The organism is Dactylosporangium aurantiacum (assembly GCF_000716715.1).
GTDB lineage: Bacteria > Actinomycetota > Actinomycetes > Mycobacteriales > Micromonosporaceae > Dactylosporangium > Dactylosporangium aurantiacum.
Genome location: NZ_JNYJ01000007.1, coordinates 141,387 through 156,611 on the forward strand (window position 1 = coordinate 141,387; position 15,225 = coordinate 156,611).

A 15,225-nucleotide genomic window follows, 5' to 3' on the forward strand; every position below is an offset into this window, starting at 1 on the left:
GAGTCCTCAGTTGAAGAACCGGAAGTCGGTGATCCAGCCGGCAGAGACCGCCATGACGTAGGCGTCGGCGATGATCACGGAGAACAGGGACGCCCACGCAAACTGCTGGTGCTTGGCGTTGAGCTTCGACACGAAGCCCCAGGCGCGGTACCGCACCGGGTGCTTCGAGAAGTGCTTGAGCCGCCCGCCGATGATGTTGCGGCAGGAGTGGCAGCCGAGCGTGTACGCCCAGATCAGCACCGCGTTGACGGCGAGGATCAGCGTGCCGAGGCCCATGCCGATGCCGCCGTCCTTGCCGTGCCAGGCGATGACCGCGTCATACGTCAGCACCGAGCCGACCAGGATCGCGGCGTAGAAGAAGTACCGGTGGATGTTCTGGAAGATCAGCGGGAAGCGGGTCTCACCGGAGTAGGTCTTGTGACCGTCCGGGACCGCGCACGCCGGCGGCGACAGCCAGAACGAGCGGTAGTACGCCTTGCGGTAGTAGTAGCAGGTCAGACGGAACCCACCCGGCAGCACCAGGATGATCATCGCCGGCGAGATCCACGACGGCAGCTGCGGGATCGGCTGGCCGAGGAAGTGGCTCGACCCCTCGACGCAGCTCTGGGTCAGGCAGGGGGAGTAGAACGGCGCCAGGTAGTGCTCGGCGTCCGCCCAGTAGTAGTTGTTCATGATGGCGCGGACCAGGCCGTAGACCACGAAGGCCCCGAGACCGAGGAACACCAGCAGTGGCTGCAACCACCACCTGTCCGTCCGCAACGTTTTCTCGCTGATCGCTGCGCGGGGCCCCGCGCCCGAGGCTGACCGAAGCCTGGCCGGCGTGGTCGTCATGGTGAATGCTCCCTGGACGGGCCGATGTACCGATCTGTGGTCGGTGCACACGTTACGCCCGGACGCATCCGACCTAGTGATCGCCCTCACCCAGACGCGCCGCCGGTGTAGTTCCACGAGGCGAGCCGCAGTGCCGGAGCCACCGTGCCGGACTCCGACCAGGGCCCCGGCAGCTCGACCGCGCGCGGTCCGACACCCAGCACCGCCCCCGGCGCGAGGGCCTGCGGATACGACTGCGTGAAGCGGAAGTTGCGCACCGGCCTGGTCACCCGGCCGTCCTCGATGAGCCACACCCCGTTGCGGGTCAGCCCCGTCACGACCAGCGTCCGCGGGTCCAGCACCCGGGTGTAGTGGTTGTCCGTCACCAGCAGCCCCCGCTCGACGCCGCCGACCAGCGCCGCCACCCCCGAGTCCGCCGCCGGCCCGTCGACCTCCACCGGCGCCGGCCCGTCGTGCGCGAGCAGCCGCAGGCTCGCCGGCACCGCGCCGAAGCTCGCCCCGCCCGGGATCGCGTGCCCCGTCGACGCCGCCTGCCCCTTGGCCGCCGTCCGCCGGTCGTGCACCACCGCGCTGGACATGCCCCGGTCGACCAGCACCACCCGCCGCCGCGGGGTGCCCTCCACGTCGAACGGCAACGCCGTCGAGTCGGGCGCCGTGGCGTCCTCCACGATCGTCACCGCCGGGTCGAACTGCGCCGCCCCCAGCTCCAGGAACGACTGCCGGTCCTGCAGCATCTTCGCGTTGAACCCGTAGATCGCCAGCATCTGCAGCACGTCCGCCACCGCGGTCGGCTCCAGCACCACCTCGTAACGCCCCGGCGCCAGCTCCACCGGGTCCGCGCCGGCCCGCGCCTTGGCCGCCGCCCGCGCCCCGAGCACCGCGCCGTCGATGTCCGCCAGCCGCGGCGAGGCCAGCCGGGCCAGCCCGTCGGACGTCGCGGTGCGCGCGATGCCGTCCATGGCGGCGCTGGTCCGCCCGCCGAACAGGTGCTGGCCGGCCGAGTTCAGGTAGGCGACCCGGGTCGCCGACGTGCGGCAATACCCGGCGACCTCCAGCCCGCCCGCCTGCTCGACGAACGCCCGCACCCTGGCCGCCCGCTCGTCCGGCGCCGCGGCCGCGGTCGCCTCGTCCACGTTGCCGGCGATCCCGCTCCCCGCACCGCCGGTGCCGCCCGGGGCGTCTGCGGCGCCGCCGGCGGCGGGCGGGGTCAGGCCGGGCCACGTCGGGTCGAGCGGCGCCAGGCGCATCGACGCCACGGTCCGGCGCACGAAGTCCTCGATGCCGTCGAGCACGGTGCTGGACGCGGTCGCGGTGCGGCCGTCGGCGTGCAGCCGCAGCCGCACGGTGGTGGTCTCGTCGGCGACGTTCTGGTGGATGTAGGAGTTGGCGAACCTGGTCAGCGACAGCGCGGCCCGCTCCACCACCACCTCGGCCTCGACACCGGCGTCGACCAGCTGCAGCACCCGCGCCGCGAGATCGGTCTCGCTCATCCCCGGACCCCCACCCGCACGTTCTGGAACCGGGCCGCGGCCGCCGGATGGCCCGTGTGCCCGATCTGACCTGGTTGACCCTTGCCGCAGTTGGGCGTGCCCCACGCCGTCGTCTCCGAGCCCAGCATGTCCATCGACCCCCAGAACCGCGGTCCGATGCCGGTATACGTCGGGTTGCGCAGCATCCTGCCCAGCTTGCCGTCCTTGATCTCCCAGCCGATCTCGCAGCCGAACTGGAAGTTGAGCCGCTTGTCGTCGATCGACCAGGACCGGTTGAAGTCCATCAGCACCCCGTCGGCGGTCGAGGCGATCATCTCCTCCAGGCTGTGCGGCCCGGGGGTGAGCCCGACGTTGGTCATGCGCACCATCGGCAGCCGCGCCCAGCCGTCGGCCCGCACGCTGCCCGCGTAGTCGAGCCCGGCGACCGCGGCGGAGTCCCGCCCGGCGAGCGTGCCGACCCAGATGCCGTCCTTCACCGCATACCGCGGCGCGGCCGGCGTGCCCTCGTCGTCATACCCGAACGACCCGAGCGCGCCCGGGATCGTCGGGTCGATGGTGATGTTCATCAGCTCGGAGCCGTAGCGCAGCTGGTTGAGCTTGGCCAGGTCGAGCCAGCTGGTCCCGGCGAACGCCGCCTCCCAGCCGAGGATCCGGTCCAGCTCGATCGCGTGCCCCACCGACTCGTGGATCTGCAGCGCCATCTGCTCGCTGCCCAGGATCAGCGTCGTCTCGCCCGCCGGGCACTGCGGCGCCGTGAGCAGCGCCCGCGCCTCCTCGGCGATGCGCGCCGCGTGCGCGGTCAGGTCGAGCTCGTCGACCAGCTCCCAGCCCCGCGTCCCATACTGCCCGCGATAGGACGGATACGAGCGCCGCTGCGTCTCGCCGTCGCCGATCACCGTCGCGGAGATCCCCGCGCCGGCCTCGCGGATGTGCTGGTCGATGCGGTGCCCCTGCGACGACACGAACCACTTGCGGGTGTCCCAGATCTGGTAGATGCCCTCGGCGATGTCGGCGCCGCCGCGGTGCGCCTCCGCCGTCGCCGCCGTGAGCAGGTCACCCTTGGTCGACAGGGCCACCCCGAGCGGGTCGACCTCGCAGGCGCTGGCCCACGAGTCGGTGCGCGCCTCCACCTCGACCAGGTCGACGGCCGGCGCCGGCACCGACGCGGACGCCCGCGCGATCGCCGTGGCCCGCTCACCCGCCCGCCGCGCCGCGTCCCGCCCCAGGTCGGGCACCGCGAAGAAGCCCCAGCTCGACCCGACCAGCGCCCGGACGCCGACCCCGGCGTCCTCGGCCTGGCTCAGGTCCTCGATCTCACCGTTGCGCGCACTCATCGACTCGGACCGCCGGTGCATCACGCGCGCGTCGGCATATCGCGCCCCTGCCGCCAGGGCCGCCTCAACCGCCGCGCTCGCCACGTCGAAGTGGGTCATGGTTGGACCCTACCGACTGGCTACGACATTTTGGCCGGACGAAGCGCAACGGGCACGACCCGGAACGGGCGGCGGTGGCTACAACAACCCGTTGATCTGCCTGGCGAGGGTGATGTCCTTCTCCGTGACCCCGCCCGCGCTGTGGGTGCTCAGCCGGAACGTCACCGTCCGCCACCTGACGTCGATGTCGGGATGGTGGTCGGCCCGCTCCGCCAGGTGCGCCACCTCCGCCACCAGCCGGATGCCGTCCAGGAACGTCTCGGCGGTCACCGAGCGTTCGATGCCTCGCGCGTCGCCGGACCACCCGCTCAGGTGCGCCAGCGCGGTCGCCACCTCGTCGCTGCCGAGCACTGCCGTCATACCGGGAACGCTACCCCTGCCGGCCGGGTCGGCGGTGCCGGTACAAAGGGAGCATGTCCATCGCAGGCGTCACCCGTGAGCTGCTCGTGCGCTATCTCGACCTGTGGGTGCCGGGCGCGGTGCACTCGCCGCACGGCGCGACGTTCCTGCACGCCGCGGCCGGCGAGCTGGACGGTGACGTGGCGGAGGCGGCGCTGCGGGCGTGCGCGGAGTTCGGCGACCGGCTGACCCGGCGCCGGCTCACCCTGCTCTACGTGACGCCCGACCCGCCGGACCTGCAGGCCCGCCTCGACGCCGTCCAGCGCGAGCTGCGCACCCCGGTCGAGCTGGCGGTGCACGTGATGCCCGGGCCGGTGCCGGTGCTGCTGAAGGCGCTCGGCGCGCACTCCGGCCCGCTGCTGTCGATGCTCGACGGGATCGACCCGGCGCAGGTCGCGGCCGGTAAGCCCGCCGAGGTGATCACCGTCGACGTGCCGCGGGAGCGGCTCGGCGGGTTCGACCTCACCACGCACGTGACGCTGGTCGAGGGCGACCGGGAGCGCACGATCGGGTTCGGCACGAGGTCCGCGAAGAGTCTCGAGGCGTTCAAGAACGAGATGTGGGCCCTGGACGAGTACGCGGGCGTGCGGTACCGCGACCCGAACGACCCCGAGGGTCACCTGATGGACATCACCCTGCAGCCGAACCCGGGCGCGCTGCGGCGCGAGCTGCTGGCGGTGCTGCGTACCGGCGAGAGGACCGTGACGCAGCTGAAGCGGTTCGCGCTCACGGAGACGGTCTACCGGGCCGCCGACGCGGTCAAGGTGGTCACCGCGCTGCTGCAGAGCGGCGCGGTGACCAGGCAGCCGCAGGACGGGCGCCTCGGCGGCGACGTCACGATACGGATCGCCGGATGAAGTCCAGCTCGATGCGCAGCAGCTTCTCCGCGAGGCCGCCGGCGGCCATGTGGGTGGCGCCGGTCAGCGGGATCATCGAGTGCGGGCGGCCGGCGCCGAGCAGCGCCGCCGACAGCCGCAGCGTGTGCGCGGCGACCACGTTGTCGTCGACGAGGCCGTGCACGAGCAGCATGGGCCGGGCGTCCTCGGGGCGCACCGGCGTCTCCGCCGCGAGCTCGATGAGCGAGTTGTGGCCGTACACCTCCGGCGCGTCCGCGGGCAGCCCCAGGTAGCGCTCCGTGTAGGCGGTGTCGTACAGCGTCCAGTCGGTGACCGGCGCGCCGACGACCGCGCAGTGGTAGACGTCGGGGCGGCGCAGCACCGCGAGCGCGGACAGCCAGCCGCCGAACGACCAGCCGCGGATCGCGACCCGCTCCAGGTCCAGGTCGGGGTGCTTCTCGGCGAGGGCCTGCAGCGCGTCGACCTGGTCGGTGAGGATCACGTCGGAGAAGCGGCGGTGGATCGCCTTCTCGAAGCTCGGCGACACGCCCGGCGTGCCCCGGTTGTCGATCGTGACGACCGCGAACCCGGCGTCGGCCCACCACTGCTTCTCCAGCCAGCGGGCCCGCGCCGCGACGACCTCCTGGTGGCCCGGGCCGCCGTAGATCGCCACCAGGACCGGCAGCTTCCGGCCGGCGACGTGCCCGCGCGGGTAGAGCACCGCGGAGGGCAGCCGGCGGTCGGTGACCCGCTCCAGCGCGGGCCGCGGGGCGAAGGGCGGCGCGGCGGCCAGCGAGGGGATCGTGCCGATCTCGGTGCCGTCATGGTGGACGGTGTACCGCCACCCGGCGTGCTCCAGCGTCTGCGAGCCGATCACGACGGTACGGCCGGCGGCGTGCCCGACGTGCCAGCCCGGCTCGGTGGTCAGCCGCTGCGCCTGCGCGCCGGCGTGCGACACCGGGATGCGGTACACGTGCTGCTCGCTGGGCTCGCCCTCGCCCGCCTCGACCACCAGGTCGCCGCCGAGCCGGCCGGCGACCCGCCGCACGTACAGGTTGGGCGGGGTCAGCAGGCTGCCGTCGGCGAAGAGGCAGCGCGCGTCGTAGCCGTCGTGCGCCAGCTCGCCGCCCACCAGCACCCGGCCGTCGGCGAGGTGCTGCGGGGTGCCGGGCACCGGCTCGACCCAGCGCGGGTCGGCGAGCTCGGCGTGCACCTGCGTCTCGCCGGTGCGCGGGTCGACCGCGATCACCAGGCCGTGCTGCTGCAGCCGGCGCAGCACCGTGAGCAGCGGACCGCCCTGCTCCGTCCAGGAGGCGTCGACCAGGTACGGGTACGTCTCCCGGTCCCAGTGCACGTCCACCCAGCCGCCGTCCAGGTCGAGCACGTGCAGGGTGACCTTCGCGTTGGTGGCGCCGGCGTGCGGGTACGCCACCGCCGTCGGCGCCTGGTCCGGCTGCGACGGGTCCTGCAGGTGCCAGCGGGGCACCCGCGACTCGTCGACGCGGGCGGTGAGGATGCTGCGGCCGTCGGGTGCCCACCAGTACCCGCGGAACCGGTGGAACTCCTCGGCGCCGATGAACTCGGCCAGCCCCCACGTCACCCCCTCCTCGCCGGCCAGCAGCGCGTCGGTGCCGTCGGGCTCGATGACGTGCAGGGCGCCGCCGGTCACGTACGCCACCCGGCGCCCCGCCGGATCCGGCCGCGGGTCGACGGCGGGACCGGCCGTGCGCAGCTCGGTGAGGTCCCCGGTCAGCAGGTCGACCCGGAAGAGCCGACCGCCGAGCGGGAAGACCGCCATCAGCCCGGCGCTGTCCGTCGCGTACGACCCGATGCCGCCCGCCGACAGCCGCAACCGCTCGCGCAGCGCCCGCTCCGCCGGGGGCAGGTCCACGTCGTCGGTGAGCAGCGCGGCGGGGTCGGCGAGGAGGCGCTCGGCCCTGGTCGCCACGTCGTAGACCCACAGCGCGTCGGCGCCGTCCTCGGGCCCGGACGAGCGCAGGAACACCACCCGAGCACCGTCGGAGGTCACCGTCACGGCGCGGGGCGCGCCGTAGGAGAAGCGTCGGGTGCGTGCGGCCAGCTCCGGATAGTCCACCCCGGAATGTTTACCCGAAGCGGCGCGATTGTCATGCTCCACGGGCGCCGCGCCGCGGGGGAAGTGTCATACCGAGGTCGTAGAGTTGGCGCCGTGAGTGCTCGGAGCATCCTGTTCGTCCACGCGCACCCCGACGACGAGTCGATGGGGACCGGCGCGACGATGGCCCACTACGCGGCCGCCGGCGCGCACGTCACCCTGGTCACCTGCACGCTCGGCGAGGAGGGCGAGATCCACCGCCCCGAGCTCGCCGGGCTCGCCGCCGGCGCGGCCGACCAGCTCGGGGGCTACCGGATCGCGGAGCTGGAGGAGGCCTGCCGCCGGCTGGGGGTCACCGACCACCGGTTTCTCGGCTTCGCCGGGCGTTACCGCGACTCGGGGATGATGGGCACCGCGCCGAATGCGCACCCCCGCGCGTTCTGGGGCGCCGACCTCGACGTGGCCGCCGGCGAGCTGCTCGACGTGATCCGCGAGGTGCGGCCGCAGGTCGCGGTCACCTACGACCCCAACGGCTTCTACGGGCACCCCGACCACATCCAGGCGCACCGGGTGCTGACGCGGGCGGTCGAGCTGGCCGACGCCGAGGGCATCGCGCCCGCGAAGGTGTACTGGACCGCGGTGCCGCGCAGCGTGCTGGAGGCGGGGATGGCGGAGTTCCGCGACTCGTCGGACAACCCGTTCGCCGACGTGGAGCGGGCCGAGGACCTGCCGTTCGGCACCCCCGACCACGAGATCGCGGCCCGGCTCGACGGGCACGAGTTCGCCGAGGAGAAGACGGCCGCGCTGCGCGCCCACGCGACGCAGATCCCGCCGTCGTCGTGGCTGTTCGCGATCGCGGGCAACTTCGGCGCCGAGTTCATGGGCGTGGAGTATTACCAGCTCGCCCGGGGTGTGAAGGGGCCCGGTGTGGGGCCGCACGGCTGGGAGGAGGACCTCTTCGCCGGCCTGGACCTCGAGGCGGCCGCCACCCCGCAGCTGGAGACCGCGGCGTCGTGACGAAGCGCAAGACGGGCACGGCGGCACGGGCCGGGCGGCCGTCGCTGGAGAAGCCGGCCGGGGCGGCCGCTGAGGCGCCCGCGGCCGGGGCGTCGAGCGCCGCGGGGCACTCGCTGGAGAAGCCCTCGCTGGAGAAGCCCACCGGGGCGGCCGGCTCTGATCCGGTTGCTCAGGGGACGGACGCTCAGGGGACGGACGCTCAGGGGACGGACGCTCAGGGGACGGACGCTCAGAGGTCGGACGCTCAGAGGTCGGACGCTCCGGGGACGGCCGGCGTGGCCGGTGCGGACGGCGACGACCTGGTGGTGCCGCAGACGGGGTTCACCGTGCCCGGCGGGCCGCCGGCGGCGCCGCGTGCGGCGCACCTGCCCGGGGGGCCGCTCGACATCGCCATCACCGTCGGCGGGCTGCTCCTCGCCGTGCTGCTCGCGGTCGCGCTCGCCGTCGTCGAGGCGTTCCTCGCCCCGTTGCGCGTCTCCGACCTGGGGTTCTCCGCCCCCGGCAAGGGCAACATGCGCATCCCGCTGGCCCTGGTGCTGGCGGTGGTGACCAACCCGATGCTCGGCTGGTTCGCGGTCACGACGAGCGGACGGCGGTTCGCGGCGCTGCTGCCCGCCGGTGCCTGGTGCGTCGTGTGGATCCTCGCCGCCGGCCGCACCACCGAGGGTGACCTGCTCATCACCAGCGACAACTGGGTCGGCCTGCTGACGCTGTTCACCGGGCCGCTGGCGTTCGCGATCGGCTTCTACGTCATGGCGCTCCGCCAGCGGGCGGCGGCCCCAGCCAACTCCAAGCCAACGCCTCTTGCGCCACGGAGCGTGGAGAGGTAGACACGTTCCCGCACCGTCCGTGACCGTGGGCGTCACGCGGCGAACGAGCACCAGCGGAGGCGTGGGATGAAGGAGCGGTGGCTGCCGGTCGGCATCGTCGCGGGGGCACTCTTCCTGGTCAACGTGATCGCCAGGCTCGTGGTCAGGTTCGCTGCCGGCAGTGACGACGACAAGCAGGTCACCATCGGCCTGTGGGCGCTGTTCGCCGTCGGGGCCGTGATGATTCCCGTCGCGTTCTGGTACGGGCGGCGCCACCCGATGCTCCGCGTCGTCGCCGACCTCGGCATCGCCGTGGTCAGCGCGTGCGTGCTCGCCGTGCTGGTCGGGCCGTTCGTGTCGGGGGCCACCCCGTTCGGCAACGGGGTCGGGCTGGTGTTCCGCCAGTTCTTCTACTTCGTCGGCCTGTCCGCCATCGGCGCCGTCCTGGGCACCCTGGCCCTGATGACGCTCGGGCTGGACTACCGGTCGCAGTCCTGGAAGCGCTACATCGACCGCGCCGGCACCAAGCCCCGCCGCATCGTGCGCCGATAGCCGTCGGCGTCCGGGCCGTCGGGCGTCCGGGCCGTCGGGCGTCCGGGCCGTCGGGGGCGCTAGCCGGGCGGCAGCAGGCGGCGCGTCACGTAGACGTGGTGCGTGGTGAGGCCGAGCCGCTCGTAGAGGGCGACCGCGCCCGTGTTGCGCTCCTCGACCTGCAGGTACACGTCGCTGGCGCCCACCTCGGCACCCCACGCGACCAGCGCGGCGATGACCCGCCGGGCCAGGCCCTGCCGCCGGACGTGCTCCTCCGTGCCGATCAACGACAGGCCCAGCCAGCGGCCCTCGGGGTCGGCGACACATCCCCGCCCGGTCGCGAGCAGCGGGCCCTCGGCACCGTGCGGGGTGGCCTGCCGCAGGCTGGCGAACCGGACCTGGGGCACGCCGGTGAGGACCCGCACCGCGGCCGCCGGTAGGGCGCCCTTGCGGCCGGCCACCGAGGCCAGCCACGCCGGCGACGGCGCGGTGTCGAGCGTGACCCGCTCGTCCGCGGCGGCGGTCAGGTCGGCCAGCCGGGCCGTCATCACCAGCGTCAGCGGCATCGGGGTCCAGCCGCGGCGGTCCAGCTCGGCGTCGACGCGGTGGAAGAGCGGCAGCGGCACGCTCATCGACGGCGGCAGGCCACGGTCCTGGTACCACCGGGTGACGGCGTCGACGGCCGCCGGCAGGGGCAGGTCGGGGTCGCCGACCACGAGCGCGGAGTTGCCCCGCATCGTCCAGCCGCCGGTGGCCCGCAGCAGCCAGTCGCCGAGCCGCTCGCGCTCGCCGGCGGGCCAGCCGGCGGCCGCGGCGACCTCCAGGGACTCGGTCGGGGTCAGGCGCCGCCGGTCCGGGACGGGCTTGGCGCGGTGGATCTCAGCCGTTGGAACGCGGACGTCTCCGTCGCGCGCATGTACTGTGAGATGTGTCTCGGCCGCCTCGACGAGACGGCCCAGAATGTCCGAGTACACCGGCCGATCACCGCGATGTCCCACGATGCGGCGCACGACGACCCGACTTCCCACGTGCTGTGGACCGAGCACGATGCACCTCCAGCCGGACGGGATACTAGGCTCGTACCGCCGCGGTAGGGATGCGGCGGGGTTCGCCAATCACGTTGGCAGCCTCAGGCGCGAAAGAGGGCGACCCGTGACATACATCATCGCCGAACCTTGCGTGGACCTGCTCGACAAGGCGTGCATCGAGGAGTGCCCTGTCGACTGCATCTACGAGGGCAACCGCATGCTCTACATCCACCCGGATGAGTGCGTCGACTGTGGTGCCTGCGAGCCGGTGTGCCCGGTCGAGGCGATCTTCTACGAGGACGACGTCCCGGAGAAGTGGAAGGACTTCGTCGGCGCCAACTACTCGTTCTTCGACGAGCTGGGCTCGCCCGGTGGCGCCTCGAAGGTCGGCAAGGTCGAGAAGGACGCGGCGTTCGTCGCCGGCCTGCCGCCGCAGGAGCACGACCACTGACCGGCACCGTCCAGCCCGGCGCCCGGCGAGCGCTCGCTGCCGGGCTGCCGGACTTCCCGTGGGACCGGCTGGAGCCGGCGAAGGCGACAGCGGCCCGGCACCCGGGCGGCATCGTCGACCTGTCGATCGGCACGCCCGTCGATCCGGTGCCCGCGGCGATCCGTGCTGCCCTGACGGCGGCGTCGGACGCGCCCGGCTATCCGTTGACGGCGGGCACCCCCGAGCTGCGGGCCGCGATCCGCGCGTGGGTGACCCGCTGGTGCGCCCCCGGCGGCGACGGCTTCGGGGTGCTGCCGACGATCGGCTCGAAGGAGCTGGTCGCGTGGCTGCCGACGCTGCTCGGGCTCGGCCCGGGCGACACCGTGGTCATCCCGCCGGTCTGCTACCCGACGTATGAGGTCGGCGTGCAGCTCAGCGGCGCCACCGTGGTGCGGGCCGACGCGCTGACGTCGCTCGGCCCGGCGCGGGTACGCCTCGTGTGGGTCAACTCGCCGTCCAACCCGACGGGTCGCGTGCTGCCCCCCGCCCACCTGCGCAAGGTGGTCGACTGGGCGCGCGAGCGCGGCGCGGTCGTGGCCAGCGACGAGTGCTACCTGCCGCTGCCGTGGGAGGCCGAGCCGGTCTCGATCCTGTCCGTCTGCGACGGCCGCTTCGACAACGTCCTCGCGGTGCACTCGCTGTCGAAGCGTTCCAACCTGGCCGGCTACCGGGCCGGCTTCGTCGCCGGCGACCCCGCCCTGGTCGACGAGCTGCTCGCGGTGCGCAAGCACGCCGGCATGATCGTGCCCGCCCCGGTGCAGGCCGCGATGGTCGCCGCCCTCGGCGACGAGGAGCACGTCGGGCTGCAGCGCGACAGGTATGCCGCCCGCAGGGCCGTGCTGCGCGCCGCGTTCGAGGGCGCCGGCTTCACGGTCGAACACTCCGAGGCCGGCCTGTACCTGTGGCTGACCCGCGACGAGGACTCGTGGGACACGGTGGCCTGGCTCGCCGAGCGCGGGATCCTGACCGCCCCCGGCGCGTTCTACGGCCCCGCCGGCGGCCGGCACGTCCGGGCCGCCCTGACGGCCGACGACGAGCGCGTCACCGAGGCCGCCAAGCGACTCGCCGAAGCCTGAGCACGACACGAGGCCGCCTCGAACGGCCGGCACGACCGCGCGGGTGCCGGCCCCGAACGGCCGCCGCGAGGCGGACAGCGAACGCCGGATCCGGCCCGGTGGCCGGATCCGGCGGCGCGCTCAGTTGGCGTGCAGCGCGGCGTTGAGCTCGATGCCGCGGCCCGCCCGCTCGCGGACCTCCAGGCGGCCCGAGACCGAGTTGCGGATGAAGAGCAGGTTCGGCACGCCGGACAGCTCACGGGCCTTGACCACGGTGCCGTCGGGCAGGGTGAGCTTCGAGCCGGCGGTGATGTAGCAGCCCGCCTCCACGACGCAGTCGTCGCCGAGGGAGATGCCGATGCCCGCGTTGGCGCCCAGCAGGCAGCGCTCGCCGAGACGGATGACCTCCTTGCCGCCGCCGGACAGGGTGCCCATGATCGAGGAGCCGCCGCCGACGTCGGTGCCGTCGCCGACCACGACACCGGCGGAGATGCGGCCCTCGACCATCGAGGTGCCGAGGGTGCCGGCGTTGAAGTTGACGAAGCCCTCGTGCATGACGGTGGTGCCGGGGGCCAGGTGCGCGCCGAGGCGGACCCGGTCGGCGTCGGCGATGCGGACGCCGGACGGCGTGACGTAGTCCACCATGCGCGGGAACTTGTCGATGCCGTACACGGTGAGCCGCCGCCCGGCGAGCCGCTCGGCCAGGCGCAGCTCGTCGACCTGCTCCGGCAGGCACGGGCCGGCGGAGGTCCACGCGACGTTGGCCAGCAGGCCGAACTGCCCGTCGAGGTTGGCCTGGTGCGGCTGGACCAGGCGGTGCGAGAGCAGGTGCAGGCGCAGGTACACGTCGGCGGTGGAGGCCGGGGCGTCGCCGAGCGAGCCGATCTCGACCTGGACCACCTCGACGGAGAGCGAGGGCAGCGGCCCGGTGGCCGGGATGTCGAGCACCGGCGGCAGCGCGGGCAGCGTGCCGAGGCCGAGCTGACCGGTGGGGAACCAGGCGTCCAGCACCTGCCCGGATCCGGTCACGGTGGCCAGGCCAAGTCCCCAGGCGGGGGAGTCGATGTAGGCGGTCGTCACGTGGTCGAACGCTACCGCATCTAGGGTATGGGCATGCTCTCCCGTGACGTGCTCGCCGATCCCGTCGCCCTGACCCGTGCCCTGGTGGACATCGAGTCGGTGTCCGGCAACGAGGCGGACATCGCCGACCAGGTCCAGCAGGCCCTGAGCGAGACCGCGCTGAAGGTCGAGCGGTTCGGTCACACCGTCGTCGCGCGCACCGAGCTGGGCCGCCCCGAGCGGGTCGTGCTCGCCGGGCACCTGGACACCGTGCCGCTCAACGACAACTGGCCGTCGCGGACCGAGGGCGGCGTCATGCACGGCTGCGGCACGTCCGACATGAAGTCGGGCACGGCGATCGCGCTGCACCTCGCGGTCACCGAGGCCGAGCCGCGGCACGACGTCACGTACGTCTTCTACGAGTGCGAGGAGGTCGACTCGGCGCGCAACGGGTTGAAGATCCTCGCCGACAGCCGGCCGGGGCTGCTGGCGGACGCGTCGTTCGCGCTGCTGCTGGAGCCGACGCACGGCCTGGTCGAGGCGGGCTGCCAGGGCACCCTGCGGGTGCTGGCGCGCACCAGCGGCCGGCGGGCGCACTCGGCGCGGTCCTGGCTGGGCGACAACGCGATCCACAAGGCCGCCCCGATCCTGCAGCGCCTGCTCGCGTACGAGCCGCGCACCGTCACCATCGACGGCTGCGAGTTCCGTGAAGGGCTCAACGCGGTGCGGATCAGCGGCGGGGTCGCCGGCAACGTCATCCCCGACGAGTGCGTGGTCGAGGTCAACTTCAGGTTCGCGCCGGACCGCTCCGAGTCGCAGGCGGCCGAGCACGTGCGGGAGGTGCTCGACGGCTTCGAGCTGCAGGTCGTCGACACGGCGCCGGGCGCCCTGCCGGGCCTGGACGCGCCGCCGGCGCGGGAGTTCCTCGCCGCGATCGGGCAGCCGGCGCGGGCCAAGCTGGGCTGGACCGACGTCGCCAGGTTCGCCGCGCTCGGCGTCCCGGCGCTCAACTACGGCCCCGGCGACCCGAACCTCGCGCACAAGCAGGACGAGCACGTCGAGATCGACAAGATCGTCGAGGGCGCGGCCGTGGTCCGCCGCTGGCTCACCGGCGCCGTATAACGCCGTATTACCCGGCCCGGCTCAGGCCTCCGGCGTCGCCGGCTCCGGGGGCTCGGCCTGCGGCCCCATCGCGGCCAGCACCCGGCGCACCGCGAGCACCTCGCGGATCCGCCGGTTCATCTGCCGCTTGCGACGGTCGTGCTCGGCGCGTGTCATTCCGGTCACCCCCTACACCCTGCCGTCCGGTATATCGGGAACGACGCGATGACACCGGCAAACGTTGTCGTCCGCACCCGATTTCTCACCGGGATGCGTCAGCGCGGCGCCGCGGGTCCCGTCACGTACGTCCGGCCGTCCGGGTACGGCCACGGGTTGCGCGCGCAGCCCTCCAGGCCGAACGTCTGCCGGGCCATGACCGGCGCCGGCGCGTCCTTGCGGGGGCACACCACGTGGCCGTTGCCGAGGAAGTGTCCGACCTCGTGGTTGACGACCATGTCGCGGTAGTCGGCCAGCCGCGGGTACCAGGCGACGCCGAGCTGCCAGCGCTTCAGGTTGATGATCACGTCCCGCCCGCCGCGGCAGGAGACCTCGCCGCGGGTGCGCACGCCGCGCCGCGCGCACATCGTGTCGGTCGTGCCGGGGGTGGCCAGGTGCACGGTCAGCTCGCTCGGCTGCCCGGCCGGCACCCGCTGGAAGGAGACCCGCCCGCCCGCGATCCAGCTCCTCGGGTCGGCGAGCGTCGCGTGCACCGCCGCCGCGAACACCTCCGGGTCGACCGCGGAGCCCCGCTCGGTGGCGACCGTGTAGCGCACCAGCCGGCCCGCGCCGCCGGCCCGCTCGCCGCCGGTGCCGCTGTAGTCGAACGTCCCGGTGCCGCGGGCCGGGACCGCGGTGACCACCGGCGACGGGGACAGCGACGGTGCGGCGGAGGGCGACGGGGACGGCGACGGCGGTGCGGGGGAGGTGGGCGTCGGCGACGGCGGCGGTGCCGCCTGCGACACGCTCGTGGCGCCGGGCGTGCGCGAGCCGTACCAGATCCCGCCGGCACCGGCGGCGAGCACGACCGCCAGCACGGCGACCAGCCCCCGACGACGCCCCATCGGTGCATTGC

At 73.7% G+C, this 15,225-nt stretch carries 16 protein-coding genes; 7 read left to right on the forward strand and 9 right to left on the reverse strand.

Going from position 1 to position 15,225, the window contains the following annotated elements; genetic code table 11:
- Positions 1 to 6: 6 nt before the first annotated feature.
- The 4 genes from OP18_RS09475 to OP18_RS09490 all read right to left on the reverse strand — a co-directional run bounded on the left by OP18_RS09475 (position 7) and on the right by OP18_RS09490 (position 4,114).
- A complete protein-coding gene (locus OP18_RS09475; RefSeq protein ID WP_033358398.1) occupies positions 7 to 831 on the reverse strand; it encodes a hypothetical protein in 825 nt (274 codons plus the stop codon).
- An 86-nt stretch (positions 832 to 917) separates the two neighbouring features.
- A complete protein-coding gene (locus tag OP18_RS09480) occupies positions 918 to 2,321 on the reverse strand; it encodes a TldD/PmbA family protein (protein WP_033358399.1) in 1,404 nt (467 codons plus the stop codon).
- A complete protein-coding gene (locus tag OP18_RS09485; protein ID WP_033358400.1) occupies positions 2,318 to 3,754 on the reverse strand; it encodes a TldD/PmbA family protein in 1,437 nt (478 codons plus the stop codon). Before OP18_RS09485 ends, OP18_RS09480 begins: the two co-directional genes overlap by 4 nt.
- Positions 3,755 to 3,832: 78 nt before the next feature.
- A complete protein-coding gene (locus tag OP18_RS09490; RefSeq protein WP_033358401.1) occupies positions 3,833 to 4,114 on the reverse strand; it encodes a 4a-hydroxytetrahydrobiopterin dehydratase in 282 nt (93 codons plus the stop codon).
- Positions 4,115 to 4,167: 53 nt separating this feature from the next.
- Here OP18_RS09490 and OP18_RS09495 point away from each other — a divergent pair, with 53 nt between their 5' ends.
- Positions 4,168 to 5,010, forward strand: coding sequence for a hypothetical protein (locus OP18_RS09495; RefSeq protein ID WP_033358402.1), 843 nt, complete (start codon positions 4,168 to 4,170; stop codon positions 5,008 to 5,010).
- On the opposite strand, the gene OP18_RS09500 is transcribed toward OP18_RS09495, so the two are convergent.
- Complete coding sequence (locus OP18_RS09500) at positions 4,988 to 7,084, reverse strand: prolyl oligopeptidase family serine peptidase (protein ID WP_033358403.1); 2,097 nt, start codon at positions 7,082 to 7,084, stop codon at positions 4,988 to 4,990. The genes OP18_RS09495 and OP18_RS09500 overlap by 23 nt on opposite strands.
- A 93-nt stretch (positions 7,085 to 7,177) precedes the next feature.
- Here OP18_RS09500 and mshB point away from each other — a divergent pair, with 93 nt between their 5' ends.
- From mshB to OP18_RS09515, 3 genes are all read left to right on the forward strand, one after another.
- The gene (gene mshB / locus OP18_RS09505) at positions 7,178 to 8,080 is read left to right on the forward strand and encodes an N-acetyl-1-D-myo-inositol-2-amino-2-deoxy-alpha-D-glucopyranoside deacetylase (protein WP_033358404.1); all 903 of its coding nucleotides are present in this window, start codon (positions 7,178 to 7,180) and stop codon (positions 8,078 to 8,080) included.
- 275 nt (positions 8,081 to 8,355) lie between these two features.
- Positions 8,356 to 8,910: a hypothetical protein gene (locus OP18_RS09510; RefSeq protein ID WP_052386441.1), complete on the forward strand. Its 555-nt coding sequence runs from the start codon at positions 8,356 to 8,358 to the stop codon at positions 8,908 to 8,910.
- Positions 8,911 to 8,976: 66 nt separating this feature from the next.
- Positions 8,977 to 9,441 carry a hypothetical protein gene (locus OP18_RS09515; RefSeq protein ID WP_033358405.1) on the forward strand — a complete coding sequence of 155 codons (465 nt, stop codon included), beginning with the start codon at positions 8,977 to 8,979 and terminating at the stop codon, positions 9,439 to 9,441.
- Between the two features lie 59 nt (positions 9,442 to 9,500).
- Here OP18_RS09515 and OP18_RS09520 read toward each other — a convergent pair whose 3' ends face one another.
- Positions 9,501 to 10,466, reverse strand: a complete 966-nt coding sequence (locus OP18_RS09520; protein ID WP_033358406.1) for a GNAT family N-acetyltransferase — start codon at positions 10,464 to 10,466, stop codon at positions 9,501 to 9,503.
- A gap of 106 nt (positions 10,467 to 10,572) precedes the next feature.
- Between OP18_RS09520 and fdxA the strand changes: the two genes are divergently transcribed.
- Together fdxA and dapC are read left to right on the forward strand one after the other, a co-directional pair.
- A complete protein-coding gene (fdxA, locus tag OP18_RS56920; RefSeq protein ID WP_033358407.1) occupies positions 10,573 to 10,899 on the forward strand; it encodes a ferredoxin in 327 nt (108 codons plus the stop codon).
- On the forward strand, positions 10,896 to 12,014 hold the full coding sequence (dapC, locus tag OP18_RS09530) for a succinyldiaminopimelate transaminase (RefSeq protein ID WP_169788949.1): 1,119 nt from the start codon (positions 10,896 to 10,898) through the stop codon (positions 12,012 to 12,014). The genes fdxA and dapC overlap by 4 nt, the downstream gene beginning before the upstream one ends.
- A gap of 120 nt (positions 12,015 to 12,134) precedes the next feature.
- Here dapC and dapD read toward each other — a convergent pair whose 3' ends face one another.
- A complete protein-coding gene (dapD, locus tag OP18_RS09535) occupies positions 12,135 to 13,073 on the reverse strand; it encodes a 2,3,4,5-tetrahydropyridine-2,6-dicarboxylate N-succinyltransferase (RefSeq protein ID WP_033358408.1) in 939 nt (312 codons plus the stop codon).
- Positions 13,074 to 13,106: 33 nt separating this feature from the next.
- On the opposite strand from dapD, the gene dapE reads away from it, so the two are divergent.
- Complete coding sequence (dapE, locus tag OP18_RS09540) at positions 13,107 to 14,174, forward strand: succinyl-diaminopimelate desuccinylase (RefSeq protein ID WP_081970629.1); 1,068 nt, start codon at positions 13,107 to 13,109, stop codon at positions 14,172 to 14,174.
- Between the two features lie 21 nt (positions 14,175 to 14,195).
- Here the strand turns inward: dapE and OP18_RS56925 are convergent, their stop codons facing one another.
- A complete protein-coding gene (locus OP18_RS56925) occupies positions 14,196 to 14,339 on the reverse strand; it encodes a hypothetical protein (RefSeq protein ID WP_156089387.1) in 144 nt (47 codons plus the stop codon).
- 89 nt (positions 14,340 to 14,428) lie between these two features.
- Positions 14,429 to 15,214, reverse strand: coding sequence for a DUF3152 domain-containing protein (locus OP18_RS09545; RefSeq protein WP_033358410.1), 786 nt, complete (start codon positions 15,212 to 15,214; stop codon positions 14,429 to 14,431).
- Between the last annotated feature and the right edge of the window lie 11 nt (positions 15,215 to 15,225).

Coding starts and splice junctions, on each gene's coding strand:
- OP18_RS09480 (WP_033358399.1), bottom strand. CDS start 2,321: ATGAGCGAGACCGATCTCGCGGCGCGGGTGCTGCAGCTGGTCGACGCC.
- OP18_RS09495 (WP_033358402.1), top strand. CDS start 4,168: ATGTCCATCGCAGGCGTCACCCGTGAGCTGCTCGTGCGCTATCTCGAC.
- OP18_RS09485 (WP_033358400.1), bottom strand. CDS start 3,754: ATGACCCACTTCGACGTGGCGAGCGCGGCGGTTGAGGCGGCCCTGGCG.
- OP18_RS09490 (WP_033358401.1), bottom strand. CDS start 4,114: ATGACGGCAGTGCTCGGCAGCGACGAGGTGGCGACCGCGCTGGCGCAC.
- OP18_RS09545 (WP_033358410.1), bottom strand. CDS start 15,214: ATGGGGCGTCGTCGGGGGCTGGTCGCCGTGCTGGCGGTCGTGCTCGCC.
- dapE (WP_081970629.1), top strand. CDS start 13,107: ATGCTCTCCCGTGACGTGCTCGCCGATCCCGTCGCCCTGACCCGTGCC.
- OP18_RS09475 (WP_033358398.1), bottom strand. CDS start 831: ATGACGACCACGCCGGCCAGGCTTCGGTCAGCCTCGGGCGCGGGGCCC.
- OP18_RS09515 (WP_033358405.1), top strand. CDS start 8,977: ATGAAGGAGCGGTGGCTGCCGGTCGGCATCGTCGCGGGGGCACTCTTC.